20 protein-coding genes are annotated in these 26,576 nt (G+C 42.5%); 15 read left to right on the top strand and 5 right to left on the bottom strand.

Going from position 1 to position 26,576, the window contains the following annotated elements; all coding sequences use genetic code 11:
- Nucleotides 1-5: 5 nt before the first annotated feature.
- The gene (locus ACOOE0_RS15830) at nucleotides 6-1,226 is read right to left on the bottom strand and encodes an aminotransferase class I/II-fold pyridoxal phosphate-dependent enzyme (RefSeq protein ID WP_420399883.1); all 1,221 of its coding nucleotides are present in this window, start codon (nucleotides 1,224-1,226) and stop codon (nucleotides 6-8) included.
- 150 nt (nucleotides 1,227-1,376) lie between these two features.
- On the opposite strand from ACOOE0_RS15830, the gene ACOOE0_RS15825 reads away from it, so the two are divergent.
- Both ACOOE0_RS15825 and ACOOE0_RS15820 read left to right on the top strand, forming a co-directional pair.
- Complete coding sequence (locus ACOOE0_RS15825) at nucleotides 1,377-1,835, top strand: Lrp/AsnC family transcriptional regulator (protein ID WP_420399882.1); 459 nt, start codon at nucleotides 1,377-1,379, stop codon at nucleotides 1,833-1,835.
- A 109-nt stretch (nucleotides 1,836-1,944) separates the two neighbouring features.
- Nucleotides 1,945-2,334 (top strand): hypothetical protein, encoded by a 390-nt coding sequence (locus ACOOE0_RS15820; RefSeq protein ID WP_420399881.1) that lies wholly within the window; start codon nucleotides 1,945-1,947, stop codon nucleotides 2,332-2,334.
- A gap of 7 nt (nucleotides 2,335-2,341) precedes the next feature.
- On the opposite strand, the gene ACOOE0_RS15815 is transcribed toward ACOOE0_RS15820, so the two are convergent.
- From ACOOE0_RS15815 to ACOOE0_RS15805, 3 genes are all read right to left on the bottom strand, one after another.
- Complete coding sequence (locus ACOOE0_RS15815; protein WP_420399880.1) at nucleotides 2,342-3,274, bottom strand: aldo/keto reductase; 933 nt, start codon at nucleotides 3,272-3,274, stop codon at nucleotides 2,342-2,344.
- Nucleotides 3,258-4,571, bottom strand: a complete 1,314-nt coding sequence (locus ACOOE0_RS15810) for an NTP/NDP exchange transporter (protein ID WP_420399879.1) — start codon at nucleotides 4,569-4,571, stop codon at nucleotides 3,258-3,260. The genes ACOOE0_RS15815 and ACOOE0_RS15810 overlap by 17 nt, the downstream gene beginning before the upstream one ends.
- Nucleotides 4,572-4,659: 88 nt before the next feature.
- On the bottom strand, nucleotides 4,660-5,709 hold the full coding sequence (locus ACOOE0_RS15805; RefSeq protein WP_420399878.1) for a helix-turn-helix domain-containing protein: 1,050 nt from the start codon (nucleotides 5,707-5,709) through the stop codon (nucleotides 4,660-4,662).
- Nucleotides 5,710-5,885: 176 nt separating this feature from the next.
- Here ACOOE0_RS15805 and lpdA point away from each other — a divergent pair, with 176 nt between their 5' ends.
- Nucleotides 5,886-7,292 (top strand): dihydrolipoyl dehydrogenase, encoded by a 1,407-nt coding sequence (gene lpdA / locus ACOOE0_RS15800; protein ID WP_420399877.1) that lies wholly within the window; start codon nucleotides 5,886-5,888, stop codon nucleotides 7,290-7,292.
- A gap of 18 nt (nucleotides 7,293-7,310) precedes the next feature.
- Here lpdA and ACOOE0_RS15795 read toward each other — a convergent pair whose 3' ends face one another.
- Entirely contained in the window at nucleotides 7,311-8,504 is a 1,194-nt protein-coding gene (locus ACOOE0_RS15795; protein WP_420399876.1) for a heparan-alpha-glucosaminide N-acetyltransferase domain-containing protein, read from the bottom strand.
- 129 nt (nucleotides 8,505-8,633) lie between these two features.
- Here ACOOE0_RS15795 and ACOOE0_RS15790 point away from each other — a divergent pair, with 129 nt between their 5' ends.
- The 12 genes from ACOOE0_RS15790 to ACOOE0_RS15735 all read left to right on the top strand — a co-directional run bounded on the left by ACOOE0_RS15790 (nucleotide 8,634) and on the right by ACOOE0_RS15735 (nucleotide 26,555).
- Nucleotides 8,634-9,167: an NADPH-dependent FMN reductase gene (locus tag ACOOE0_RS15790; RefSeq protein WP_420399875.1), complete on the top strand. Its 534-nt coding sequence runs from the start codon at nucleotides 8,634-8,636 to the stop codon at nucleotides 9,165-9,167.
- Between the two features lie 6 nt (nucleotides 9,168-9,173).
- Nucleotides 9,174-10,472: an anthranilate synthase component I family protein gene (locus tag ACOOE0_RS15785; RefSeq protein ID WP_420399874.1), complete on the top strand. Its 1,299-nt coding sequence runs from the start codon at nucleotides 9,174-9,176 to the stop codon at nucleotides 10,470-10,472.
- A 22-nt stretch (nucleotides 10,473-10,494) separates the two neighbouring features.
- Nucleotides 10,495-11,802, top strand: a complete 1,308-nt coding sequence (gene tilS, locus ACOOE0_RS15780) for a tRNA lysidine(34) synthetase TilS (protein WP_420399873.1) — start codon at nucleotides 10,495-10,497, stop codon at nucleotides 11,800-11,802.
- Nucleotides 11,799-13,778 (top strand): protein-disulfide reductase DsbD family protein, encoded by a 1,980-nt coding sequence (locus ACOOE0_RS15775; RefSeq protein WP_420399872.1) that lies wholly within the window; start codon nucleotides 11,799-11,801, stop codon nucleotides 13,776-13,778. The genes tilS and ACOOE0_RS15775 overlap by 4 nt, the downstream gene beginning before the upstream one ends.
- A gap of 78 nt (nucleotides 13,779-13,856) precedes the next feature.
- Nucleotides 13,857-16,250, top strand: coding sequence for a penicillin acylase family protein (locus ACOOE0_RS15770; protein ID WP_420399871.1), 2,394 nt, complete (start codon nucleotides 13,857-13,859; stop codon nucleotides 16,248-16,250).
- Between the two features lie 186 nt (nucleotides 16,251-16,436).
- On the top strand, nucleotides 16,437-17,186 hold the full coding sequence (locus tag ACOOE0_RS15765) for a hypothetical protein (RefSeq protein WP_420399870.1): 750 nt from the start codon (nucleotides 16,437-16,439) through the stop codon (nucleotides 17,184-17,186).
- A complete protein-coding gene (locus ACOOE0_RS15760) occupies nucleotides 17,186-19,960 on the top strand; it encodes a TonB-dependent receptor (protein ID WP_420399869.1) in 2,775 nt (924 codons plus the stop codon). Before ACOOE0_RS15765 ends, ACOOE0_RS15760 begins: the two co-directional genes overlap by 1 nt.
- A 30-nt stretch (nucleotides 19,961-19,990) precedes the next feature.
- Complete coding sequence (locus ACOOE0_RS15755; RefSeq protein WP_420399868.1) at nucleotides 19,991-21,160, top strand: DUF4249 domain-containing protein; 1,170 nt, start codon at nucleotides 19,991-19,993, stop codon at nucleotides 21,158-21,160.
- A 5-nt stretch (nucleotides 21,161-21,165) separates the two neighbouring features.
- Nucleotides 21,166-22,383 carry a DUF4249 domain-containing protein gene (locus ACOOE0_RS15750; RefSeq protein ID WP_420399867.1) on the top strand — a complete coding sequence of 406 codons (1,218 nt, stop codon included), beginning with the start codon at nucleotides 21,166-21,168 and terminating at the stop codon, nucleotides 22,381-22,383.
- Between the two features lie 15 nt (nucleotides 22,384-22,398).
- Nucleotides 22,399-23,601: a DUF4249 domain-containing protein gene (locus ACOOE0_RS15745; protein ID WP_420399866.1), complete on the top strand. Its 1,203-nt coding sequence runs from the start codon at nucleotides 22,399-22,401 to the stop codon at nucleotides 23,599-23,601.
- Nucleotides 23,602-23,645: 44 nt separating this feature from the next.
- Entirely contained in the window at nucleotides 23,646-24,782 is a 1,137-nt protein-coding gene (locus ACOOE0_RS15740; RefSeq protein WP_420399865.1) for a DUF4249 domain-containing protein, read from the top strand.
- Nucleotides 24,783-24,791: 9 nt separating this feature from the next.
- The gene (locus tag ACOOE0_RS15735; RefSeq protein ID WP_420399864.1) at nucleotides 24,792-26,555 is read left to right on the top strand and encodes a hypothetical protein; all 1,764 of its coding nucleotides are present in this window, start codon (nucleotides 24,792-24,794) and stop codon (nucleotides 26,553-26,555) included.
- The last annotated feature ends 21 nt before the right edge of the window (nucleotides 26,556-26,576 follow it).

The following is a 26,576-nucleotide window of genomic DNA, read 5'->3' as shown; positions in this document are numbered from 1 at the left end:
TCGGGCTATACCAACACCTTGCCTGTTTGCAAAATTCCCAATCGCTCCATGCATGCGCGCATGGTCAAATAGGTTTTGTGAATATCGTTATCCAAACCAATGGAGAAGCGAATCAATCCTTGGGATAATCCCAAGGCTTCTTGTTCTTCCATAGGAATTTCTGAGGAGGTAGAAGTGCCTGGAGCACTGAAAAGCGTTTTGTAAAAGCCAAGACTAACGGCCAGGTATCCCAGTTTTTCACGTTGCATTAATTCCATCAGAGCATTGGCCATGTCCAAAGAACCAACATCCAAAGTGAGTAATCCGCCATATCCAAATTCAGGATTGAACTGGGAGGTCATGGTTTCATGTCCGGAATGTGATTTTAAGCCTGGATACACCACGGTTAGGCCATCTTTTTCAAATTGTTGGGCAAGATACAGCGCATTTTCACTGTGCTTTTTGATTCTGATATGAAGCGTTCGCATGTTTTTAAGAACTGAAGCGGCCCGTAGACTGTCCATAGTACTTCCCAAGAGCATGCCGGCCCCATCGTTGACATCTTTCAGACTCAAACAAAAATCTTTGGAAGCACATACGGCCCCTGCAACGCAATCGCTGCTTCCATTAATGAACTTTGTGAGACTGTGTACCACAATATCGGCACCCAATTTAGCCGCACTTATGGAAAGGGGCGAAAAAGTATTGTCCACCACCAAGGGCATCCCGTGTTTTTTGGACAAAACGGACAAGGATGGTAAATCCGCGACCTCAAGCAACGGATTGCTGACCGCTTCGCAATAGATCATTTTGGTCTTTGAGGTTATGGCCCCTTCAACCGAGTCCAATTTGGTGATGTCTACAAAAGAGGTGGTTATATTGAATTTTTTCAAAAAGTTCTTCAATAGGGCATAGGTGCCCCCATAAATGGTTCTGCTGCAAACAATGTGATCTCCCGCATTGCACAATTGTAAGATTACGGCGCTGATAGCTCCCATTCCACTGGCATAGACGTTGGCTGACTCTGTGCCCTCCAATTGGGCCATGGCTTCCCCCAAATACAGATTGGATGGAGAGGAGTGCCTACTGTAAAGATAACAGCCCTCGGTATTCCCCTCGAAGGTGTCGAACATGGTCTTGGCCGATAAAAAGGTATAGGTGGATGAATCGGAAATGGAAGGGTTTACCCCGCCGAATTCCCCAAAATATTGAAGATCCTGAATTTTGTCTGAAGCTTTGTAATCCATTCGGTAAGTTTTGCAGTAAAATTACCTTTGTATGGACAAAAAATCAATGGATATTAGTTATTTAAGAACATTGTTCTAAAATTATATTTTTATACGAATAATAATCTTTAATTTTCGTTATAATTTAAAATTCACTGAAAAAAGGTCGGTATGGAATTGGATGAAATTGATAAAAAACTGGTGCAGCTCCTACAAGAGGATAGCAAAAAAACCACCAAACAATACGCAAACTCCCTTAACTTGTCTAAAACCGCGGTTTATGAACGTATTCGAAGGCTGGAGCGACAAGGGGTGGTGACGGGCTATGTCGCCCTTGTGGATAAATCCAAAATCCAGCGAAACTTCACTGTGCTTTGCCATATTAGATTGGCTCAACATATCAAGGAGAATGTACTTCGATTTGAACGGGAAGTTCTAAAACTGCAGGAAGTTTCAGAGTGTTTTCACGTTAGCGGGGATTATGACTACATCTTAAAGATTCATGTGGAAAATATGGAAAAATACCGTGAATTTATGGTGGCCAAGCTTACGGCTATCAGTAACATCGGAAGCACCCAAAGCTCCTTTGTAATTAGTGAAGTGAAACATAGCACAGCAATTCCTATTTAGGAAAGTTTAACGTAAATCGATGTTAAATGGGATTCCGGATTCGTGGGATATTCCTAATTTTTTGGTCAAATCAAGAAACGAACCACAATCAAAAAACATCTTTTTACTCATGAATTCGCGTACACGGGTTTTTCTCACGGTGCTTTCTACGGTCGTAGGAGGGTTCTCTCTCATACTTTATACGACCATCTCACATAACATTTTATTTAAAGGCTTAAGTTTTTGCACCTCTTCCATTCAAGAATTGATTTTTGGAAGCACGGCCTTTTTTCTTTCTGCGGTAATCGCTGGATTTATTTCGACTTTAATAGTCGTCAAGGATAATTTTTTACCCTTATTTATAATTTCACTTTTCATTATTGGAGAGTTCCTTGTACTTACATCCAGCGGGCACTGGCATGGCCCAGTTTGGTTTGAAACCGGACTATATCTTTCCCATATTGGTGGTCTTTGGATAGGGTGCTATGGTGCCGTTAAATTCCCCTTGGCCCCAATGTAGCATTTTTCTAAAGTGACTTTTTTATGTAGGAGGCCATTTTTTCACGGGTTTCCCTATTTGGGATTCTGCCCAGACCAGCTCCCATATTGTCTATCATATGATGCGGTTTGGAGGTTCCTGGAATTACACAGCCTACATGGGGATTGGAGAGGATGAATTTTAAAAAGAATTGCCCCCAACTGTGAATGCCCCATTCTTTTGCCCAACTAGGTAGGGTTTTCCCTCGCACAGCTCCAAACAAGGAACCGCCACCGTATGGTTGGTTGATTAGGGTAGCTACTTCATACTTATGGGCTGTTTGGAAAAGGGATTTTTCCGCATGTCTGGATCTGATGGAGTAGTTGAATTGGACAAAGTCTGGACGCTCTGCTGCAATGATGCGCTCCAGGGATTCGTGGGAAGAGTCAACATAATGGGTAATTCCCCAATAGCGAATCTTTCCCTGGGCTTTCCAATCTTTCAGCGTTTTTACGTGTGTTTTCCAATCAACAAGATTGTGTATCTGCATCAGATCCATAGTGGTGACCCCCATCTTTTTAAACGAGGAATCCATTTGCCGTATGCCAGCCAGTTTTCCGGAAGTCCAAACCTTGGTAGCATAGAACAACTGCTTTTGGAAATCAAGTTGTCCTGCTAGATCACCCACCACTTTTTCCGAGCTCCCATACATCGGGGAAGAATCGATTACCGAGCCTCCAAAACCATGCAGTTGGGTCAATACCTCGGTTAATAATTTGCGTTTCTCAACAGAGTTGCCCACGTCAAAAGTCTGCCAGGTACCCAAACCAACAACGGGTAGCGCTTCACCTGATTTGGGAATGGGTCGCGTAAGGACTTTGTCCTTAGGATTAAAAAAGGCATAGGAGGGTTGGAGCGAAAGTCCCAATCCCGCCAACAATGACAATTTCAAGCTGTCTCTTCTGCTATACATGTTCTTCATACATCTTCTTTTTTAAAGTTAAGTCATTCTCCCTAACAAGCTGCATTTTACCCAATCGGAAACCGACCAGGCTCCAGATAAATGAAAGGGGAATGGTTGCCAGGGCAATGAATCCAAGACCCCATCCAAGGGCAGCTACTCCGGCAAAAAGCCATCCAACAAGGGCATCCCCGCCACGATAGATGGCGGTATCGATAAAGTTTTTGGATTTGTATTTTTCCTCAAATTCGGTTACTGTAAATAAAATTTCACGCGCCGGTCTTAACAACATAAAATTACCGGCACGATGAAGGACCATCAGCAATGCGATAATGGTTAATGTCGGGTTCTGACCCAAAAAAATCAATCCCAGTCCTACCAATAAGGGAACTGAAGCCAAAACTATAGATAAGCCAATCCTACGAATGATTTTGGCGGTTAGAAAGAACTGCCCAAAGATGGCAATGGCATTGATGGTGAAATCCAAGCTCGAAAAATAGTCAAGACGGTTGGCACTTGATAACAGCTCCTTTTCCACAATATGGGCTTGCTCAAAATACAAAACGGTGGATATGGAGGTGTAGAGCAAAACAAAGCCAACTATGCCCAATAGGTAAGGTGACTTTGCCATGTGACGTATACCTTCAAAAAGCTGGGAAAGGTTTGGCTTAGGTGTATTGGTCTTAACACCACCCTTGGTTTTAAGGGGCTGAAGTTTTAGAATGAAATGAATGCAGCAGACCGCCATCAACAAAAAAAATGCTGAAACCAATAAGAGGATTCCGATGGAAAAGTTACTCCCAACTACATTGGCGATTACCGGCCCCACCAGCGCGCCCAAACTTCCTCCAGAGGCAATAACACCAAAAAAACGTTTGGAAGACACACTGTCAAATACATCGGCCATAAAACTCCAGAAAAGGGAAACGACAAATAAATTGAAAACGCTGAGCCAAATAAAAAAGGCAGCGGCCATTCCTCTTGAGGGGCCAAATAGGGTGAAAAGGAAATAGAAAACCAAAATGTTGACAATGCAGAATCCATAGGAATACATCAACACCTTGCTGATGGAAAATCTGCTCACTACCCATCCAAAAACTGGAACGACCATTAACATGGCCACAAAGGTTCCCGTAAATAACCATTGCATGTTTACAACCCCGTTTAGGATACCCATTTCATCCCGAATGGGACGGAGGATAAAATAACCACAGAGTAAACAGAAAAAGTAAATGGCGGATAATGCCACAAGCTGCTTTTCCTGAAACTTAGGCGAATTGCCTTTGTACGATTTGTGAGGTCTAAATAAGTGGTTCATTCAGTATTCCAATTGAAATACCAAGATGTGAACGCTATGGGGATTAAGCTATGTGATTGATAAATGTGTGTGACGGATTTATAAATCCTTAAGAAGAAACTTGTTCTTTTTGAAATTTTGTTGGAGTGAATCCAGTAGCTTTTTTAAAAGCGGTATTGAAGGCCGAAAGGGTGTTAAATCCGCAGTCATATGCGATGCTGGCAATTTTGGTATGCCTGTAATTAGGGTGGACAAGTCTATTTTTCACAGCCTCCACTCTATAGGAGTTAAGGAAATCTGGAAATCCCATTCCTATCACCTTGTTGACCACATGGGAAACCAAGTAAGGCTGCATATTGGTGGCTTTGGCCACCTTGGCCATGGTACAATCCGGATCAAGGTATAATTTTTCGGATTCCATGGTTTTTTGAAGTCTCTCGGCCAGTGCACTTAGTTCCTCTGCCGACAAATTAGCAGCACCATTTTTTTGGGCAGTTACATGCTGAAGGATTTTTGGGTTTTTGAACAATACAAATGCCAGAAAATAAATGAAAGGTAAATACAGCAAGGGGCCTAAGAGGTACGGGGTAATCCCCAAAATATAATTGGAAAAATAAAGAAACTGCAGGGTGGCAGTGCCCAATATCAAGATGGTAAGCCAAATTTTGGCTGCTTTGGTAGGTTGGACGCGTAACGATTTTTTTCTAAGAAATATGCCCAGAAGAACCAAACCACCCAGCACATAGCTCATTTGATGAAACAACAAGGCCGTGTAACCACCAATGTACCAAAACCCGTCTCTGGTTAAAAGGTTGATAAAAAGCAACAGCAAAATTCCTGGAACAAAATGGATCCAATTCCAATGGGACCATTTTTTTTGGAAAAGAAAGTGCCAGACATATAACAGGAGTGCCGGACCAGTAAGGGCATGGGCCGCAAATCCTAAATTGATGAACCAGATAGGACTGGTATCCAGGTAGACCCAGAGTATGGATTTGGTCAATCTAATGGTGATGGCAAAAAAGAAAAGGGAGAGCAACAGGTTTCTAAAATCCCATTTGCGTTCCAACAAACTATAAATGGAAAGAAACAGGCTTTGTGCGGCACCTACTCCTGCCACAAACAGCTCAACTTCATTTTGTAATCTAAGCGTACGCATAAAACAAAAACCCTTGAATTTAAACAATTTCAGTGGCGTTGATACACCCTTTAACAGAACATTGTCAGAATACTAACATGAGCTAAATCAAATAGCAAAAAGAAAAGGCATTTCAAAGAAACATTGTTATTTTTGTACTCATTATCAAAACGAAACAAAATCCCTAATAAATAGATATGAATCAATACGATGTGGCCGTTATTGGCTCTGGACCTGGAGGCTATGTGGCGGCAATTCGCTGCGCCCAATTAGGAATGAAAACTGCAATTGTTGAGAAATACGCCACCTTGGGCGGAACCTGTCTCAATGTGGGCTGTATTCCCTCCAAGGCCCTATTGGATTCGTCCCATCATTACGAAGATGCTGTCAAACATTTTAAGGAGCACGGTATTGATATCCCGGGTGAAGTAAAGGTAAACCTGGAGCAAATGATTGCCCGTAAGCAAGGTGTGGTTGACCAAACCACTAAAGGCATCCAATTTTTGATGGATAAAAACAAAATTGATGTATATCAGGGCGTAGGGAGTTTTAAGGACGCTACCCATATCAACATTGATTCAGAAGGAGGCAAAACAGAGACGATTGAGGCTAAGAACACCATTATAGCAACAGGCTCCAAACCATCAACTTTGCCCTTTATAAAGTTGGACAAGGAGCGAATCATTACCTCCACGGAAGCTCTGGAGTTAAAGGAAGTTCCAAAACACATGATTGTGATAGGAGGGGGTGTTATCGGATTGGAATTGGGACAAGTATATAAGCGTTTGGGTGCAGAGGTAAGTGTGGTGGAATTCATGGATCGAATCATTCCAGGTATGGATGGCGGACTTTCCAAAGAACTTATGAGGTCCTTGAAAAAGCAAAAGATGAAATTCCATTTGTCGCACAAAGTGAAATCTGTGGAACGCAAAGGAGATGAAGTGATCGTCAAAGCAGATGACAAGAAAGGACAGGAGGTCACTTTTACTGGGGACTATTGTTTGGTCTCTGTGGGAAGAAGACCTTATACGGATGGACTTAATGCTGAAGCCGCTGGGGTGAAATTGGATGACCGTGGTAGGGTAGAGGTCAATGAACACCTACAAACCAATGTTTCCAACATCTATGCTATTGGCGATGTGGTACGTGGTGCCATGTTGGCCCATAAGGCTGAGGAGGAAGGAACTTTGGTAGCCGAATATTTGGCTGGTCAAAAGCCACATATCAATTACAACTTGATTCCTGGTGTGGTCTATACCTGGCCGGAAGTAGCTGCCGTGGGTCAGACGGAGGAGCAACTCAAGGAAGCTGGGGTTGACTATAAAGTTGGGCAATTTCCAATGCGGGCATTGGGAAGAGCCAGGGCGAGTATGGACATTGATGGATTTGTAAAAATCCTAGCAGATAAAACCACGGATGAAGTTCTTGGTGTGCATATGATCGGAGCGCGCTGCGCAGACCTGATTACCGAAGGAGTCACTGCTATGGAGTTCAGGGCATCTGCGGAGGATATGGCACGAATGAGCCATGCGCATCCTACCTATGCCGAAGCGGTCAAGGAAGCTGCCTTGGCGGCCACGGAAAACAGACCAATCCATATTTAATAAAAGAGAAAATCGCGCTTACTTGGCGGTTTTAAGAACCCGGTTCAAAAACAGTTTCAATTTCATTGATGCGTCTTTGAGCACGGGTTTTCCATTTTGGTAAAGCTCGAGACCCTTAACTTTTAAGATGGAAACCCCATGGGACCATTGAGACTTGATTTCGGCCTCGTGCTTATTGTAAGCCAGCGCTAGGTAAGTACACACTACCATAAAAACCAATGCCCCTGAAATTACCACCGAAGGGCTTAAACTGTATTTAAAAAAACGATAAAGGCCCATTCCCGTAAAACTTCCGTAAAGAATGATGAAGTGAATTACATAAATGGAAAGGGTGCTGGCCCCAATTTTCAAAATGGTAGGGTTGGTCAGGAATTTACGTATGATCATAAAAACGGCGAAGACCAAGAATACATCCCCCAATCGAATAAAGAGATAATTGTTGGATTGAATCATATAGAACAATTCAATTCCAGTAAGGCGGAATAGCGATACAAATCCAGAGGAAGAATAAAAAATCAAAGCTGATCCAACTATTGCTGCCATGGAAATGGCAACAGGATATAGGTACTTAAAATCCTTGAACTTTGTAAACAGCACCGCCAAAAAACCACCTATAGTGGCATAGCCCAACCACGGGATTATGGTAAATACGGAACCATTGGCCTTGGTAAAATAATTGGCCAACATTTCTGGCAAAAAGCCAAAAGACCACTGTTTGTAAACAGGCTCAAACAGAAATAAAACCAAAGTTATTCCCAACAATAGCACTGGAAAAACAAAAGATTTTCTTCTGACAGCAAAGAGATAGACTCCTATTACGGCCAAAATGGAGAGACCAATACAATGCAGTACATCGACTAGATAAAAGGAACCATAGATATGTCCACTCAATAACCCAACAAAATTGGTGCGGAGTAAATATCCAATTAGCAACAATTGCAAACCACGGCGGATTCCTTTTTTTACCCTGGGATTGTCAAACCCTTTTCGGGGAACCCTTATGAGCAGGTATGTAAAGATAAATCCAGATACGGTAAAGAATACGGGGGCAGTAATCCCACGGAAATAAAGCCAGGTTTTGAACACCATGTTTTCCCTGTCCCTGAAAACGGGATCTAAGAGGCCATCAATAAAGTGTCCTTGGAGCATCATCAAAATGGCCCAGGCCCTCATGGCATCAATAAAAAACAATCTGGCCGACTTGGAATTCATTGGCAAATAATTATCCTATATACTTGCTTAACAGCAAGTTTGGATGTTTGACGGGTCAAAATTAGACAAAATACTCGCATGGAATAGCCTTTTGGGGTATTTTAGCCAAACAAACAAAGTTTTTTCCCTATGGCTTCAATTTTGGCGTTTGCCGGAAGTAATTCTTCCACCTCGGTCAATTTTAAATTGGTTCAGTATACCACAACTATGATTGAAGGTCATCAAGTTCAATTATTGGACATGACCAGATATCCGTTTCCCATGTTTAGTGAGGATGAGGAGAAACAAAAAGGGTATTCCAATTCTTTGGTGGAACTCAAGAACGATATACAACAATCTAATGGGCTGATTCTTTCCGTAAATGAGCACAATAGCAATCCTTCTGCATACTTTAAGAATGTGTTGGATTGGTTATCCCGCTTGGAGCGTAAATTCTTGGACAATACCAAGGTTCTCTTGATGTCGGCCTCTCCTGGTGGACGCGGAGGCATTGGCGCTTTGGGGGTAACCGAAGCCCTACTGCCCAGATTTGGCGCTGAGATTGTAAGTACCTTCTCGTTGCCTTCATTTCATCAGAATTTTGGGGAAGATGGGATAATGGATGCCGAATTGAAGGAGGCGCATCAAAAAGCACTGACCCAATTTCTGGATTCACTTAAGTAAAATCTTTTGCGAAAGCAACGCTCTTTTTCTGTTTCCTCCCCTGAAAATTTTAAGACCGCGCTATTGGAATGGTCCAAATCCTATAATAAGGTGGTTTGGCTGGACAGTAATAATCATGTGGATACATACGGGAAATACGATGCGCTTCTGGCAATTTCTGGACAGACCGATGAGTCCAAAAAATCACTTCAAAACACCGATGAAGTATCTGATTTCATCGATGAAGAGAAGGATTGGCTGTTTGGTTATTTTTCATACGACTTAAAAAATCAATGGGAAGACCTGGATTCCAACAATCATGATGGGCTGGGATTTCCAGTCCTCCATTTCTTTCAACCCGAAAAAATTCTGACTTTAAAAGACGATCAAGTTCAGTTGTTGTATCTGGATAGTCTCTCCTCGGAGATGGAAACAGATTATACCGAAATATGGCGATTGTCACAAAATAGAACTACTCCTGAGCTTCATCAATCCGTTCGAATAAAACTGCGCATCCATAAGGATTCCTATTTTGAAAAAGCCAACAGGTTTTTAGAGCATATACATCGCGGAGATATCTATGAGGCCAACTTTTGCCAAGAATTTTATGCGGAGCAGACCGAAATAGATCCATGGGAAACCTATAGGAATTTGAATCAAATTTCATCACCACCCTTTGCGGCCTTTTTAAGGTTGGACGATAAATATTTACTATGTGCTTCCCCAGAACGTTACTTACGCAGGGAAGGAGAGAAGGTAATATCCCAGCCCATAAAAGGTACGGCGCCAAGGAGTATGGATCCGAAGGAAGACCACGAATTGAAAAAGCAACTGCAACAAGACCCTAAGGAGCGGGTGGAGAATATCATGATTACCGATTTAGTACGGAATGATTTGTCAAAAAGCGCATTAAAGGGTAGTGTGAAGGTGGAGGAATTGTGTGGGGTTTATGCTTTTAAGCAGGTGCATCAGATGATTTCGACCATAACTGCTCAAGTGCCCAATGAGTTGAATTCCATGAAATTGATTAAGGACACCTTTCCGATGGGAAGTATGACGGGTGCCCCGAAAGTTTCTGCCATGAAAATCATTGAGGAGCAGGAAGAGACCAAGCGGGGATTGTATAGTGGAGCTGTAGGCTATTTTGATCCCAATGGGGATTTTGACTTCAATGTGGTTATCCGCAGTATTCTCTATAACCAAACCTCTAAATATGTTTCTTTTTCAGTAGGTAGTGCCATCACCTCCAAATCGGATGTGGAAAAGGAATACCAAGAATGTCTGTTAAAGGCCAAGGCCATGCGCAGCGTACTGGAAGGAAGCTGAGGTTTATTGCTACTTTTGCCAAATGCAAGGACAATTCGAGGCGCATATTCAGAATCAATTTCCCTTTTTAAAGGAGGGTAAAGTGCTTGTGGCTTGCAGCGGGGGTTTGGATAGTGTTGTGCTGGCGCATTTGTGCAAACAGACTGGTATGGACATTGCGTTGGCGCATTGTAATTTTAAACTTCGTGGCGACGAAAGTGATGGGGACGAGGAATTCGTTGAGGAATTGGCACAAACCTTAGGGGTAGAGATCCATAAAAAGTCTTTTGACACGGTCAATTATGCTGAAAAAAATCGTGGTTCCATTCAAATGGCTGCTAGGCAACTTCGGTATAACTGGTTTGAAGAGCTGATGGAAACCCAGGGATTCCAATATGTATTAACGGCTCACCACGCTGATGATGTCTTGGAGACATTTTTAATCAACCTTTCCAGGGGAACTGGAATAGATGGACTCTCGGGGATTCCTGCCCAAAATGGAAATGTTGTTAGACCATTGCTCCCATTTTCCAAACAGCAAATCTTGGATTTCGCCCAAAAACAGCATTTGGAATGGCGGGAGGACAGCAGCAATGAAGACACCAAATACCTTCGGAACAAAATTCGACATCAGCTGGTACCAAAATTGAAGGAACTGCATCCTACTTTTCTTCAAAATTTTGGTACAACCCAAGAGCATTTACGCCATTCAAAAAGCCTGATTTCAAATTATATGAATTCGGTCAGAGCGAACTTGTTCGAGGAACTGGAGGGCGGGATTCGAATCAATATTGAAAAGATGTTGCAACTTCATCCCTTGGAGGGTCATTTGTATGAACTATTCAAGGAATATGGGTTTGTTGTATGGGAAGATGTAAAGGCGTTGTCAACGGCTACAAGCGGTAAGGAATTGCATTCCAAAACGCATCGATTATTAAAGGATCGGGAGCATTTGATTCTTTCCAAAAATGAAACCACCGTCAACAAAAAATATTGGATTGCAGAAGAGGAAAGTTTGGTCAAATTCCCTGTTCCCTTGAAATTTGAACATGCAGATTCCATTGAAAATTCTTCTCCCCAGGTGGTTTTTGTTGATAAGGAAAAGTTAAACTATCCGTTATTATTAAGGAAATGGGAAAAAGGCGACTATTTTTATCCTTTTGGAATGCAGGGCAAAAAAAAGCTGTCCAAATTCTTCAAGGACGAGAAAATGGACGTTTTTTCCAAGGAAAGACAGTGGTTGCTCTGTTCTGGTGATGCCATTGTGTGGGTTATGGGCAGAAGGCTTGATGAAAGGTTTAAGGTGGAAACCACGACCCAACAGATACTTAAAATTTCGCTTCTTGTATGAGAAAGTTAGTACTACTCTTAGGCTTTTTTGCATTGAGCTCTTGGCTTTACGGCCAGACAGATAAAGAACCAGCACTTTGGTCGCACACGGTTAACAAAATATCCGATACCGAATACGAGCTTGTTTTTGAGGGGATAATCATGGAAGGTTGGCATGTGTATTCCCAGTACACGGCCGAAGGAGGTTCTCTTCCCAGTGAATTTACTTTTGAGAAAGCAGGAGTAGACTATGAGTTGGTGGGCAAGACCCAAGAAAGTGAAACAATAAAAGAGTACAGTGACATCTTCGAAGTAGAGGAGACCTTCTTTAAAAAAGAGGCCATTTTTACCCAACGCATTAAGCTATTAAACCCAGAGGTTCGCCAAATTTCGGTGAATCTGTTCTATCAAATTTGTAAAGAGGTATGCATACCTATGGACGAACTGTTCCAAGTTTCCTTGGATGGACAGGGTTTTGTGGCTTCGGAACAACAAATTGATGAGGAAAGTTTGGCTATGAGTGCCAACCTGAAATTGGATTTAAAGAACAAGGAACTATTGAATCAGGGCGGGTTGACCCAGGCTAAGAAAAAGTCAGGACTGTGGATGGTTTTCGGATTGGGATTCTTGGGAGGTTTGATTGCCTTGCTGACACCTTGCGTTTTCCCAATGATTCCTTTGACCGTATCTTTTTTTACCAAACAATCGCAACAAAAGGCCAAAGGCATAACCAATGCCATGCTCTATGGTTTTTTCATTGTGTTGATTTACTTTCTGTTGAGTCTCCCATTTCATTTGTTTGATTCCATTGACTCCCAGATTCTGAATACCATAGCCACCAATATTTGGCTGAATGTGTTCTTTTTTGCCATATTCGTCTTTTTCGCCTTCTCATTTTTCGGCTATTACGAATTGACCTTACCGAGTTCTTGGGCCAACAAAATGGATGCTGCATCGTCCAAAGTGGGTGGTGGACTGGGAATTTTCTTTATGGCGCTAACCTTGGCCATTGTTTCCTTTTCCTGTACGGGACCCATTTTGGGTGGATTATTGGGCAGTACTACCTTGGCAGAAGGTGATGTGGCAGTAAACTTGTCCGCTGGAATGGTAGGTTTTGGCCTGGCCTTGGCGTTACCTTTTGGCTTGTTCGCCTTGTTTCCTGCTTGGTTGAATTCGTTGCCAAAATCCGGGGGTTGGATGACCACAGTGAAAGTAGTGTTGGGCTTTTTGGAATTGGCCCTGGCATTCAAATTTTTATCCAATGCAGATTTGGTGGGGAACTGGGGAATCTTCAAACGCGAGATATTCCTTGGTATATGGATATTGATTTTCGTTCTGATGGCGCTCTATCTGTTTGGCATTTTCCGCTTCCCCCATGATGGACCCAAACAAAAGCTATCCATGGGAAGAAAATTGGTGGGTGTTCTTAGTACCGCATTTGCTACCTATCTGATATTGGGATTACTAAATATGACCAGTCTAAAGTTGTTGAGTGGTTTTCCACCACCGGACTTTTATACTTTGAGTACATCCGAAAGCGATTGCCCACTGGGCTTGGATTGCTATAAGGATTTTGATGAAGGTGTGGCCCATGCGCAAGCGGTAAATAAGCCAATTTTGTTGGATTTTACTGGGTGGGCCTGTGTTAATTGTAGGAAGATGGAAGAAAATGTTTGGAGTGATCCAAGCATTTATCCCCTGCTTAAGGATGAATATGTTTTGATCTCACTTTATGTGGACGATCGCAAGGAACTCCCGGAAAACCAGAAATTCGATTTCCAATATGAGTCTGGACGTATTAAAGAGATCACAACGGTTGGGCAAAAATGGGGGACTTTTCAGACCATCAATTTTAATGCTGCTTCCCAACCCTATTATGTACTGCTGTCCCCTAATTTGGAAATCCTAAACGATGCGGTTCAATATGTGGATGTGGAGGAATATGGGCAATGGCTCAAATCCGGTCTTGCCACATACCAATTGTCCATGAATAAATAGTTATTCTTCCTTCCATTTTTTAGGCTTTTTGGAAAATAGTGTACCTTAGAGTAACTATTTCAATTAACCAAAGCCCCAGTGAAGAAACTTAAAAAGGTACTTTTAGTACTTGCTGGCCTTGTGCTTATTGTTGCCATAGGCGTCTTCGTGTTTGTACAAAGTCTAAAACCGGACTATGATGGAAAAATTTCTCTCGCCGGTATTTCCAATGAGGTGAATGTCTATTTTGACGACTACGGAATTCCCCATATTTATGCCAATAATGAAAAGGATGCCACCAAGGCATTGGGTTATGTCCATGCCCAGGACAGACTTTGGCAAATGGAGCTGTTGCGTCGTGTTGCCAAAGGTAAACTCTCCGAAGTCTTTGGAGCCGATTTGGTAGAAACGGACAAGTTCTTTCTTTCTTTGGGGATTGATGACAATTCCATACAGGCGGTTTCGGAAATGGACATGGACAGTGAGGCCGTTATTTTGGCAAAGGCCTATCTTGAAGGGGTAAATCAGTTTATTGAAGAGGGGCCAACCCCCATTGAATTTTACCTTACAGGCTTAAAAAAAGAACCCTTTGAGCTTAATGATATTATGGATGCCATGGGGTATATGGCCTTCAGTTTTGCCATGGCGCATAAAACAGACCCCCTTCTTACGGATATCAAAAATGAATTGGGTGTGAAGTATATCCAAGATTTGGCGGTGTATTCGGATTCCACTACCACATGGATAAAAAATTATAGAAATACTAAAGTGGACAGCTTGGATTTGGACATTACCGCTGGAGTGTTCCAGGCCTTGAACAAACTACCTGTTCCTCAATTTGAAGGTAGTAACAGTTGGGTGATTGCCCCCAACAAGACAAAGTCCGGAAAGGTAATTTTGGCCAACGACCCACATATTTCGTACGCCCAACCTTCGGTCTGGTATGAGGCCCATATAAGTACTCCAACCTATGAGAAGTATGGATATCACATGGCTGGAGGACCATTTCCCATGCTGGCCCATGATAGAAATGTGGCATATGGTCTTACCATGTTTGAAAATGATGACATCGATTTTTATTTGGAGCAGACCAATCCTGCGGACAGCACGCAATACAAAACAGAAAATGGCTGGGAGAACTATGAATTTGTCACCAAGGAAATCAAGGTAAAGGATGCCGAACCAATTAGTTTTACCATTAGAAAAACCAGACACGGGCCATTGGTAAATAATGTGGCTAAGCAAATTAAAGGAGATACTCCCATTGCCATGTCTTGGATTTATACCCAGAAAGAAAACAAGGTGCTGGATGCGGTGTATGAAATGAGCCACGCCAGCAATCTAGAGGAATTTGAAGGTGCTTTGCCCAAAATCCACGCACCTGGATTGAACGTGATGTATGGGGATGCGGAAGGAAATGTGGCCTGGTGGGCCACCGCACAACTCTATCAAATGCCGGATAGTGTCTCTACCAAGATGGTCATGGACGGCGCTTCTGGCAAGGACGAACCCATCCGTTATTTGGATTTTTCCGAGAACCCATCGGCCATAAACCCACCATGGGATTATGTGTATTCGGCCAACAATCAACCGGATTCCATCGCAGGGATGCTTTATCCTGGATACTACCTTCCTGAGAACAGGGCCGTACGTATTGTTCAATTGTTGGAAAGTAAAAGCGATTGGGACAGCGAATCCACTTCCCAGATGATTTTGGATGCAACTTCGTTGGTGAACCCTGCATTGGTTTCAGAATTGATCAAACTACTTGATGTTTCCCATTTGAGCGATGAGCAACTGGTTCAGGTAGATGCACTTCGGAACTGGGACGGAACCTATACTTTGGATGGAACAAATCCTACCTTGTACCATAGGTGCGAATATTATATGGTAAAGAATACCTTTTTGGACGAACTGGGGGAGGAAAAGTTCAAACAGTTTTTGGGCACCCATATATTTAAAAGGCAGATTGCATATGGGGCGCAGATGCAAACAGGAATTTGGTGGGACAATGTCCATACCAAGGATAAAGTGGAAAGTCGGGATGAAATTGTACTCCAGTCCTTTGCCGAAGCATGGCAATCCTTGGTAGATGATTTTGGACCCGATGCATCCCAATGGACTTGGGATAAAGTACATACTGTGGAACATCCTCACCCTATAGGCCAAGTGGAATCATTGCGTAGTTTTTTCAACGTTGGACCATTCCCTGTTAATGGTACTAGGGAAGTAATCAATAATATGAACTTCACCTATGACGGTACAGGGTTCCATAAGGTCAATGTGGGGCCGTCTACACGTCGTATAGTCGATTTTTCAGATATTGACAATAGCATGAGCATACTTCCTACAGGACAATCAGGTAACCCTTTCAGTAAGCACTATGAAGATCAGGCGGAAATGTTTGTGGACGGGAAGTTCAGAAAAATGATGATGAACAAAGAAGAAATCCAAAACAATTCTCCGTCTCTATTGGTTTTTCGCCCAAACTAGCTTTGGACCATTAAAAATTTCATGTTAAAAATTGTTAAATCACGAGTAAAATTTTTGTGATTTAACCAGATTGATAAAATTCCATGAATTTTTAACAAAAATTTAAAAATTATCACATTATGTGGTACTTTAGGTCAAGCTAATTCAATTAAACAAACGAACCTCATACATCAATCAAACAGTAGGATGCTTAATTTTTTTCGGAAGCCTTTTAGGGCAATGCTTGTCCTTGGTTTAGTTGCGTCTGCGCATGGCCAAGAATCTCAGCAAGTTTCATATTATAATCAATTTGACAAAGAGGTTGGTATAGAGAATACAGGGCTGTACCAAGGTGAAATCTATGCTGTAAAATACAGGACCATTAATGAGAACACCCAATACTTTAAAAACAGGGATTTTCTTAAAGGGGACGTGTGTTACGAAGGGCAGTGTTACTATGGTTTAGATCTTAAATATGATGTTTTTGAAGACCAGGTATTGCTTAAATTGATTAGCAAAGCTGGTGGGGGAACCTTGCGACTTTTCAAGGATAAAGTGGAAAGTTTTACTATAGCGGGAGTGGATTTTGTCAAGCTCGAAAGGAACCAAGCCCCAGGGCTTAACCTTTACGGGTTTTATGCCGTGGCCTATGAAGGACCTTTATATACGCTCTATACCAAATACACCAAGAAAAGTTTTGACCGAAAGGACCGCAGTGCTATTTACTATGAGTTCTTGGATGGGCAAAGTGAGCAAGTCCTTTTCTATCAAGGCAAGTACCATATCGTTAATACCAAAAAGGATAATATTTTGGTGTTCCCACAATTGAAAAAGGATATAGATAGATTTTATAATCTAGCCAGGGGACTCAGGAAATCGGACCCAAACGGTTTTCAGGTAAGTCTTTTAAAACGTTTGGAAATCCTAATGTCCCAACCTAAAAACACTTCCAAGTAATGAAGAAAATTTTGATTTCGTTCATGCTGCTTGTAGGCATGCAGCATGCATTGGCCCAAGAAGAAATACCAAAGATTTCAATTTCCTTTACCAATGTGGATGTTTTGGATGCATTGCAATCCATTGAGAGCAAAACGGATTACAGATTCTATTATCTGGACGCCTGGTTGGAGAATATTAAGGTAAGCGGCAGTTATCAAGATACCCAGGTGAGCTTAATTTTGGATGACCTGTTCAAAAACACGGTCCTTAATTTTTATATAGCTGAGGACAACAAAATTTTTCTTCTACAGAACAATCAGATTTACGAATCGCTTCCCGAAGATTTTTTTGGTAAAAAGGATGCTGTTGCTGATGATGGTCCCAGCTATGACGACATCCAAGATTTGGGGCCTTTGTTTGTTAACGCTGAGGACTCTGGGGTATCCAGGGGAATGCAGGTGGTTAAAATTGGAAAGGAGAATCGAAACAACAGAAAAAGGACGTTTACCTTAAATGGGAAAGTGACCAATGCAAGAACTGGGCAGCCCATCCCTGATCTAGCCATCATTGTGGAGGGCAAGGACTTGGGAACATCTACCAATGCAAATGGTAACTACAGTTTGGAACTTCCTGTAGGTGAAAACATTATCCGCACCCAAGGACTGGGAATCCAAGATTCCAGAACCAAGGTAATCCTGTACAATAATGGGGTTTACAATTTTGACCTCAATGAGAGTGTGGAAGCTTTGGACGAGGTAGTGGTTCAGGGTAACTTGGATAGAAATGTGGAAACCGCGATTACAGGGGTTACCCTTATTGAGGTGGAAAAAATCAAAAATATCCCCTTGGTCTTGGGTGAACGGGACATCCTTAAGGCTGCCATTACACTTCCTGGCATAACAACGGCAGGAGAGGGGGCTGCAGGCTACAATGTTAGAGGTGGTAGAACAGACCAAAACCTGATTCTTTTGGATAATGGGGTCATTTATAACCCTTCCCATTTCTTTGGGATTTTTTCTGCCATAAACCCTTTTTCCACAGGATCAGCGGAGATTTACAAGGGAAATATACCAGCTGAATTTGGGGGTAGACTCTCATCCGTATTCGATATCACTACCAAGGATGGAAACACGGAGAAATTCTCAGGGGAGGCTTCCATTGGACCGGTCACCAGCAATATTGTTTTGGAAACACCTATAGTAAAAGATAAATCGGCCTTGTTGGTTGGTGGGCGAGCTACCTATTCGGATTGGATTTTGAAAGCCTTGGATGATGAGCAATTGAACAACAGCACCGCTTCGTTTTTTGATGTGGTGGCCAAGTACAACCATACCATAGACGATAAAAACGAGGTCAAGGCAACAGGCTACTTTAGTCGGGATGAGTTTAGTATCACCTCAGACTCCATCTTTGATTATAGCAACCGACTGGTATCCTTAAAATGGGACCATAAGTTTAGTGAGAAGACTACGGGAAGTCTTATTGCCTCCAATAGTGAGTACAGATTCGGCATTGAGTTTGACGGGGAATCCAATGACGATTTTGACTTGGGATACAAGAACAATGAGACGGAGATAAAATTGAAGATGAAATACCTGCATAGTGACAAGCACAAATTTGATTTTGGTTTGTCGAGCAAACTCTATGTGGTGGACCCAGGCGATATTGTACCCTTGGGTGGGGATTCCGAAGTTACATCCCTGACCATACCCCAGGAAAAAGGATTGGAGTCGGCCATATTTGCTTCCGATAGTTATGAGGTGAATGATAAGTTACTGATAGATATTGGGCTGCGCTACTCCTTTTATGCCGCTTTGGGCGCTTCATCGCAACGCATTTATCAGGAAAATGGACCGAAGAATAGTGGTACGTTGGTAGAAACCCAGGATTTTGATAAGAATGAGGTCATTGAAACTTATGGCGGTCCTGAGGCCAGGGTTTCTGCAAGATATTTTCTAACCCCTGACTTTTCGATAAAGGCCAGTATCAACAATGCATACCAATACATTCACACCCTTTCCAGCAACACCACGGTTTCTCCTACGGATACTTGGAAGCTTTCAGATTTGAACATCAAACCGCAGGAGGCCTACCAAGGCTCCCTGGGATTGTACAAGAATTTTGGGGGTAACACCTTTGAGTTGAGCTTGGAGGGTTACTATAAGAAACAGACCAATCTATTGGATTATAAGGTTGGGGCACAGTTGTTATTGAACGAAGCCATAGAAACTGAGGTAATCCAGGGAGATGGGAAGGCCTATGGAGTAGAGTTTTTAATCAAGAAAAATGAGGGTAAACTCAACGGATGGCTTGGATATACCTACTCTCGATCCTTTGTGAAACTGGATAGTCCATTCGCAGAGGAAAGGGTAAACAATGGTGAGTTTTTCCCTTCCAATTTTGACAAGCCCCATGACATTAGCTTAGTGGCCAATTATAAATTTACCCGAAGGTTCAGTGCCTCGGCCAACTTTGTATATCAGACAGGTAGACCAGTTACTTTCCCTATTGGAAGCTTTTCCTTCAACAATTCTGAATTTGTCTTTTACAGCGATAGAAACAAATTTAGGATTCCGGACTATTACAGACTCGATTTGAGTTTCAATATGGAGGGCAATCATAAGATCAAGAAGTTCGCTCATAGCTTCTGGAGTTTCTCCATTTATAACGTGCTGGGAAGAAACAATCCCTATTCGGTATTTTTTGTAACGGAGGACGGAGATATCAAGGCATACCAAAGCTCGATATTTGCAATTCCGGTCCCCACCATTACGTATAATTTCAAGTTTTAACAGGTGCAACTGGCTCAAAAAGACATAGTAATGGTTTTGGTCTTCACGGCGGCATTGGCTTCTTCGTGCGTTGAGCCTTTTGAAGTGGATTCCGGTGAGTTTTTGAGCGCTTTGGTAATAGATGCCACTATAACGGATGAAATGGGGAGACAGGCCATCTACCTTACCAACACCTACGGTTTTCAGGAAGAACCAGAAATGGTATCAGGGGCATCTGTCAGGGTCATTGAGAATGAAACCAATGAAATTCTCTTTGTTGAAACAAACCCTGGCGAATATAGGTCACAGCAAGAATTTGCAGCACAGCCAGGAAGCAGTTATGCTTTGAAGATTACCACTGGGGACGGTTCCTCCTATAGTTCACAAAGTGCTTCCCTACCGCAGGCAGTGGCATTGGATAGCGTTTATGCTGATAGGATTACCAGTGACTTGGGAGAAGACGGCATTGCCATTTTTGTGGACAGTTTTGATTCCACAGGTAATTCCCAAAATTTCCGCTACGAATACCAGGAGACTTATAAGATTATCGCCCCGGAATGGAACGATTTTGACCTTTTAAGTACGGGTATTGAATGTGGGGTTGATGTTATTCCCAAGACAGTGCAAAATCGGATATGCTTTACCAGTGATAGTTCAACGGACATTATTTTGACGAATACGGCAAATTTGAATGAAAATAGGGTACAGAGGTTCATGGTGCGTTTTATGGATCGAAACAACTATATCATATCCCACCGCTATAGCATAGAGGTCACTCAGTATACCCAATCCAATGATGCCGCTTCCTATTTCAGTTCATTGGACCAATTCTCCAGCACTGAAAGCATTTTTTCGGAAAGTCAACCTGGATTTTTGGTTGGAAATGTCTTTTCAGAGGAGAATCAAGATGAAAAAGTATTGGGGTATTTTGAGGTAAGTGCAGTTTCCAAAAAGAGGATTTTCTTCAACTATGAGGATTTTTATCCTGGGGAAGACCTTCCGGATTATGTTAATCCATGTATGGAAATTGCACCTAAATTAATAAGTCAGGGCGGAGCGCGTTGTGTTTTGAGTGCCATGGTAGAGGCCAATCAGGTCAGTTACCTAAATGTAAATGATGACCCTCCGTTTGAAGAAGGCCCCTATCTGGTAGTTCCACGGGAATGTGGGGACTGTACCGTTTTAGGAAGCAACCAAACCCCCGAATTTTGGACGGAATGATTGATATGAAAAAGACAATTAACAAGATAGTATTGTATATACTGGTAATGACTTTCATACCCATATCCAGCTGTATTGAGCCCATTGATGTGACCTTTGAGGATTTTGAAAGTGCCATCGTCGTGGAAGCTACAATAACAGATAAAATGGAGGTTCAAAGGGTCTTTCTTACCCGCACCTTTGAGTTTGAGGATGACGGACCGTCAGCGGAACCCAACGCAGCAGTGAGTATCAGTGGAGGTGGGAATACGTTTCTGTTTGAAGAAAGTTCTCCTGGGGTATATTTATCCCAGCAGGCCTTTGCTGCCCAACCCAATACCCCGTACCAATTATCCATCCAGACTCAGGACGGAAGATCATATAATTCTACGGAAATGACCCTTACCCAGGCCACCCAGATTGATGAAGTAAGGGCGGAACGGATTACCAACGATTTTGGAGAGGAAGGCGTGGGGATTTTTGTGGATAGTTTTGACCCCACCGGGAATTCCGTGAATTATCGGTATCAATATGAGGAAACCTATAAGATTATAGCTCCTTTTTGGACACCAAACGACTTGGAGAAAGTTCCAGCCAATGAAGCAGAGGTTTTTTGTGAGGTACGATTGATTCCTGATACGGTTTCCGAGGAGACTTGTTTTACTACCGATTTTTCCAATGCCATTATTCAGACCAATACCAGTGATTTGAATGAGGATAGGGTTAGCAACTTTATGGTAAGGTTCATAAATAGGAACAACTACATCATTTCACACAGGTATAGCATTTTGGTTCGGCAATTTGTCCAGTCCAATGCCGCCTTTGAGTTTTATGAGACACTTAATGAGTTTTCAGGAAGTGATAGTTTCTTTTCCCAGACACAACCCGGTTTCTTGGAAGGAAATATTAGCTCAGCCACAAATACGGAAGAAAAAGTACTGGGCTATTTTGATGTGGCCACGGTACAGGAGCAGCGACTATTTTTCAATTATGCGGATTTATTCCCCGGCGAAGATTTACCACCTTACGCGGACCCATGTGCAAGATCATCTCCACCATTGGCTGTAGGTGTACCCCCAAGGTGTGTTTTGAGCACTCAGGTGGAAGAAAATCTGGTAAGGTATGTTGGTAATAATGATAGCCCTGAACAAACAGAAGGACCTTTCACCATTGTGCCAACAGTATGTGGGGATTGTACGGTACTCGGAAAGGTTGCCGTACCGGAATTTTGGATTGAAGACTAACAGGACAAGCAAGAAATGAAAAGCGTTTTGTCTTATATAAAATATTATGCTACCATTAGCTGTTTGGCTCTGGTCCTATATGGTTGTATAGAGCCTTTTGATGGAGGATTTGTGGATTTTCAAAGCGCTTTGGTCATAGAGGCTACCATCACCAATGAGGTAAAGAATCAGCAGGTAATACTCTCAAGAACCTATGAATTTGAGGCTGATGGACCCATAGCGGAGTCCAACGCCACGGTGCGGTTGATGGCTAATGGGAACGCTATGGCCTTTCAGGACTCCGGAAACGGGGTCTATATTTCCGAAGAACCGTTTGCCGCGCAATCAGGGGTAGAGTACCAACTGGATATCACCACCCAAGATGGTAGAACTTATGGTTCATCAATGACGCAGCTAACAGCAACCACATCGTTGGATGAGGTAAGGGCAGAACGAATAACCAGTGACTTGGGGGAAGATGGGATGGGTATTTTTGTAGACAGCTTTGATCCTACAGGAAGTTCCAAAAATTACCGCTATGAGTTCATAGAGACATATAGGGTTATTGCTCCTACATGGACGCCCATTTCATTGATTGGAGACCCTGCTGGAGGTTGTAATGTAATCAAGGTTCCCAATAACACAGATGAGGAAATATGTTACGCGACGGATTTTTCCAACCAAATAATTCTTACATCCACGGAAGATTTGGAGGAGGACAGGGTGAGCAACTTCATGGTTCGGTTTATTAGTAGGGACAATTATATTATTTCGCACAGGTACAGTATCTTGGTGAGACAATATGTACAATCCAATGCCGCTTATACCTTTTTTGAGACACTGAATGAACTTTCTGGATCTGAAAGTTTGTTTAGCCAAACCCAGCCCGGCTTTTTGGAGGGCAACGTGTTTTCAAAAGAAACGGAGGAGGAAACTGTCATTGGATTTTTTGATGTGGTCTCGGTAGATGAAAAAAGATTGTTTTTCAATTATAATGATTTTTACCCAGGAGAACCACTACCTCCTTATGTAGAAAATTGTAGACCAAGTGCTCCGCCGCTGGTCTCGCAAGGAGGTACCTGCGTTTTACGACCCATTATCGAAAGTGGTTTAGGGGTCTATGTAGCGGACAACAGTCCACCAGCTTTGGGGGAAGGACCTTTTCAAATTGCTCCCAGGGTCTGTGGGGATTGTAGGGAATTGGGAACCTCGGAAATACCTGATTTTTGGATAGAATGATGATTGGCAAACCAGTATATATACCCCCTTGTATCATCTTATTGATGCTTCCTAATTACGGATGCATAGAGGAGTTTAATGCAGAGTTTGCAGATTTTGAGAGCACCTTGGTCATAGAAGCTACCATTACTGATGAGTATAAACCCCAGGAGGTACTATTGTCTCGTACCTACAGGATTCAGGATGAGGATATTCAAATGGAAGCTGGTGCCGTTGTTTCCGTTGTTTCCAGTGATGGACAAGAATTCCTTTTTCAAGAGCAGGACCAGGGAAAGTACGTTTCAAATACGTCCTTTGCTGCCTTACCGCAGCTTACCTATCAATTGGCAGTTGAAACCCAGGATGGGAAATCATATAGTTCCACGGCCATGGGTTTACCCGAAGTGGCGAGGTTGGACAGTGTTTATGCCAAGCGTTTCACCAATGACCTCGGAGAAAATGGAATGGGAATTTTTGTTGATGCCTCGGTTCCTTCCGGTACGACATCAGCTTTTTATAGATATGAATATGAGGAAACCTACAAGATAGTAGCTCCCTTCTGGGATCCTGTGGAGTTGGAAGTCGTGGAAACTCCTTCTCCACATATTGTCAAGGTACCTAGGTCGCTGGATGAAAGGGTATGTTATGCCTCCTTTGATTCCAACAGAATAATTCTTGCGGACACCGAAGATCTTGATGGGGACAGTGCCGAAAATATATTGGTTCGATTTATTCCAAGCAATGACTATATCATTAGCCACAGATACAGTATTTTGGTTAGGCAATACTCCTTATCTACACAAGCACATGCGTTCTTTGAGACCTTAAACGAATTTTCCACTAACGAGAGCGTATTTTCTGAAACGCAACCCGGATTTTTGCAAGGCAACGTCTCTGGGAATACGGACAATGAAAAGGTGTTGGGCTATTTTGACGTGGTTAATGTGGATGAGAAAAGAATCTTTTTTAACTATTCGGATTTTTACCCGATGGAGGATTTACCTCCTTATGTAGACCCTTGTCAGTTTAATACCCCGACTATTGGCTTGATTGATTTGGTGCGCTGGGATTGGGTAAAGTATATAGATGACAACTACATTGGTTCGGGTTTGGGATCAGGACCATATATAACTGTCCCCCAAGTTTGTGGGGACTGCACAGCACTGGGCACCTCTGAGGTACCCGATTTTTGGATTGAATAAAATAAAATTATGAAGTATAGTATCATCACATTGTTGTTAAGCGTATTTACTTTATCCGGTTTTGCGCAAACCTCAAACGCAACAATTCAAGGGAAGATGTTGAAAAACGTTCCCCAAGAAAAGGTGTTTGTACAGACAAACGAGTCACTTTTGTTTTCAGGAGAGTACTTGCGATACAAATTATACTGTTTGGAAGCCCAAGGAAGGCGGCTCACCAATATTAGCAAAATAGCCTATGTGGCGTTAGTGGATCAAGATGGCGAGTCGGTATTCACCCACAAGATACGGCTTGCTGATGGTGCTGGATATGGAGACTTTTTTGTTCCGACCTCTATCCCAACGGGAAGTTATAAACTATTGGGCTACTCCCAATGGATGCAGAATTTTGGAATGGATTCTTTCTTCCAATCGGATATCCATATCATTAATCCTTACCAGCCTGTCCCCGAGTCCTATTTGGCAGCAGAACCAGACTCAATCCAAGTAGCCCCTTTGACTCCTGCCCCAAGGGTTTTGGAGGTACCTATGACAAGTAAAGAGGGAGGGGTCAAGGTGAGTTTGGAAAAGAATGAACTTGGCGCCAGGGAAAAATTGATGGTACGGATAGATGCCGACAACTCCGAATCAAAAAATGGAAATTACTCCATCTCCATTAGAAAATTGGAAGATCTGGGTGCCCCTAAAAAGATGAGTGCGACAGAATTTACCAAGCGCTATTTGAATGGAGGATCCAATTCAGGTATGAGTTCCCAAAAAGTGGATTTACCCGAACTTAGGGGAGAGGTAGTTTCAGGAACCATTATTGACAAAGAAACCAAAACACCTGTACAAGATGTGAGGATTTCCATTTCATTGCCGGGGGATAAGTATCTCTTTAAAGTGGCCTCGACCAATGAAAGTGGAAGGTTTAGGTTCCTTTTTGACCAAGAATACAGCAACGTAACAGGTGCTTTGCAGGTTTTGGCTGATAATTGGGATGCTTACGAAATCGTGATGGATGAAGCACCCAAGAAGTATGTTGGAATCCAAGTTGATGATTTCAAGATTTCCAGGGCAATGGAGGATTATATTCTTCAAAAAAGTATCCAAAATCAGATAGAAAACGGATTTAGGGAGGTGAAATCGGATGCCGTTATTCCTGCCAGCCATGAGCAACCTTACTATCGGAAGTTTACCGTGAACTACAACTTGGATGATTACACCCGTTTCAACACCATAGAGGAAACTATTATTGAGGTAGTGGATCAACTATCCGTGAGGAGACTCCAGAATGGCGACCGCGCCTTTGAAATTAGACCGGAAAAAGGATTTACGGATTTGGCCCTTTTGCCCATGGTGTTTGTGGACGGACTTTTTATCAAGAAGCATGAGGATTTTATGGACTTCAGCGCGAAAAAAATCCAAAACATTGAATTTTCCCGTGACAAAGTAATATTGGGACCGCATGTGTTTCAGGGTGTACTTCATTTTAAAACAATAGAAGGAGGTTTTTACAATGATTTCTTTACCCCACATATTGTCAATGTTGACTTGTTCAAGCCCCAGGTGCGTAAGGATCACTTCAAGCAAACCTATAATACCAGCGATTTACAGAGCCGTGTTCCTGACTTTAGACATCAACTTTTATGGGAGCCAGAATTGGACTTATCCAAAGGTTCTGAAGAGATTGTCCTATACACTTCCGATGTCCCGGGAACCTATAGGTTGATCCTAGAGGGCTTTTCGTCAAATGGAAACCCGGTATCCGTCAAACGGGAGTTCACCGTTAAGTAGGTCCTTTCTATTTTGTGGGCA

This window comes from Flagellimonas sp., assembly GCF_965215805.1.
Lineage (GTDB): Bacteria > Bacteroidota > Bacteroidia > Flavobacteriales > Flavobacteriaceae > Flagellimonas.
Note: the sequence above shows the minus strand (reverse complement) of the source record. Positions and strands in the feature narration are given on the sequence as shown.

Excerpts from the sequence above, each read along its gene's own strand:
- ACOOE0_RS15830 (WP_420399883.1), bottom strand. The coding sequence starts at position 1,226 with ATGGATTACAAAGCTTCAGACAAAATTCAGGATCTTCAATATTTTGGG.
- ACOOE0_RS15825 (WP_420399882.1), top strand. The coding sequence starts at position 1,377 with ATGGAATTGGATGAAATTGATAAAAAACTGGTGCAGCTCCTACAAGAG.
- ACOOE0_RS15820 (WP_420399881.1), top strand. The coding sequence starts at position 1,945 with ATGAATTCGCGTACACGGGTTTTTCTCACGGTGCTTTCTACGGTCGTA.
- ACOOE0_RS15815 (WP_420399880.1), bottom strand. The coding sequence starts at position 3,274 with ATGAAGAACATGTATAGCAGAAGAGACAGCTTGAAATTGTCATTGTTG.
- ACOOE0_RS15810 (WP_420399879.1), bottom strand. The coding sequence starts at position 4,571 with ATGAACCACTTATTTAGACCTCACAAATCGTACAAAGGCAATTCGCCT.
- ACOOE0_RS15805 (WP_420399878.1), bottom strand. The coding sequence starts at position 5,709 with ATGCGTACGCTTAGATTACAAAATGAAGTTGAGCTGTTTGTGGCAGGA.
- lpdA (WP_420399877.1), top strand. The coding sequence starts at position 5,886 with ATGAATCAATACGATGTGGCCGTTATTGGCTCTGGACCTGGAGGCTAT.
- ACOOE0_RS15795 (WP_420399876.1), bottom strand. The coding sequence starts at position 8,504 with ATGAATTCCAAGTCGGCCAGATTGTTTTTTATTGATGCCATGAGGGCC.
- ACOOE0_RS15790 (WP_420399875.1), top strand. The coding sequence starts at position 8,634 with ATGGCTTCAATTTTGGCGTTTGCCGGAAGTAATTCTTCCACCTCGGTC.
- tilS (WP_420399873.1), top strand. The coding sequence starts at position 10,495 with ATGCAAGGACAATTCGAGGCGCATATTCAGAATCAATTTCCCTTTTTA.
- ACOOE0_RS15775 (WP_420399872.1), top strand. The coding sequence starts at position 11,799 with ATGAGAAAGTTAGTACTACTCTTAGGCTTTTTTGCATTGAGCTCTTGG.
- ACOOE0_RS15765 (WP_420399870.1), top strand. The coding sequence starts at position 16,437 with ATGCTTAATTTTTTTCGGAAGCCTTTTAGGGCAATGCTTGTCCTTGGT.
- ACOOE0_RS15760 (WP_420399869.1), top strand. The coding sequence starts at position 17,186 with ATGAAGAAAATTTTGATTTCGTTCATGCTGCTTGTAGGCATGCAGCAT.
- ACOOE0_RS15755 (WP_420399868.1), top strand. The coding sequence starts at position 19,991 with ATGGTTTTGGTCTTCACGGCGGCATTGGCTTCTTCGTGCGTTGAGCCT.
- ACOOE0_RS15750 (WP_420399867.1), top strand. The coding sequence starts at position 21,166 with ATGAAAAAGACAATTAACAAGATAGTATTGTATATACTGGTAATGACT.
- ACOOE0_RS15745 (WP_420399866.1), top strand. The coding sequence starts at position 22,399 with ATGAAAAGCGTTTTGTCTTATATAAAATATTATGCTACCATTAGCTGT.
- ACOOE0_RS15740 (WP_420399865.1), top strand. The coding sequence starts at position 23,646 with ATGCTTCCTAATTACGGATGCATAGAGGAGTTTAATGCAGAGTTTGCA.
- ACOOE0_RS15735 (WP_420399864.1), top strand. The coding sequence starts at position 24,792 with ATGAAGTATAGTATCATCACATTGTTGTTAAGCGTATTTACTTTATCC.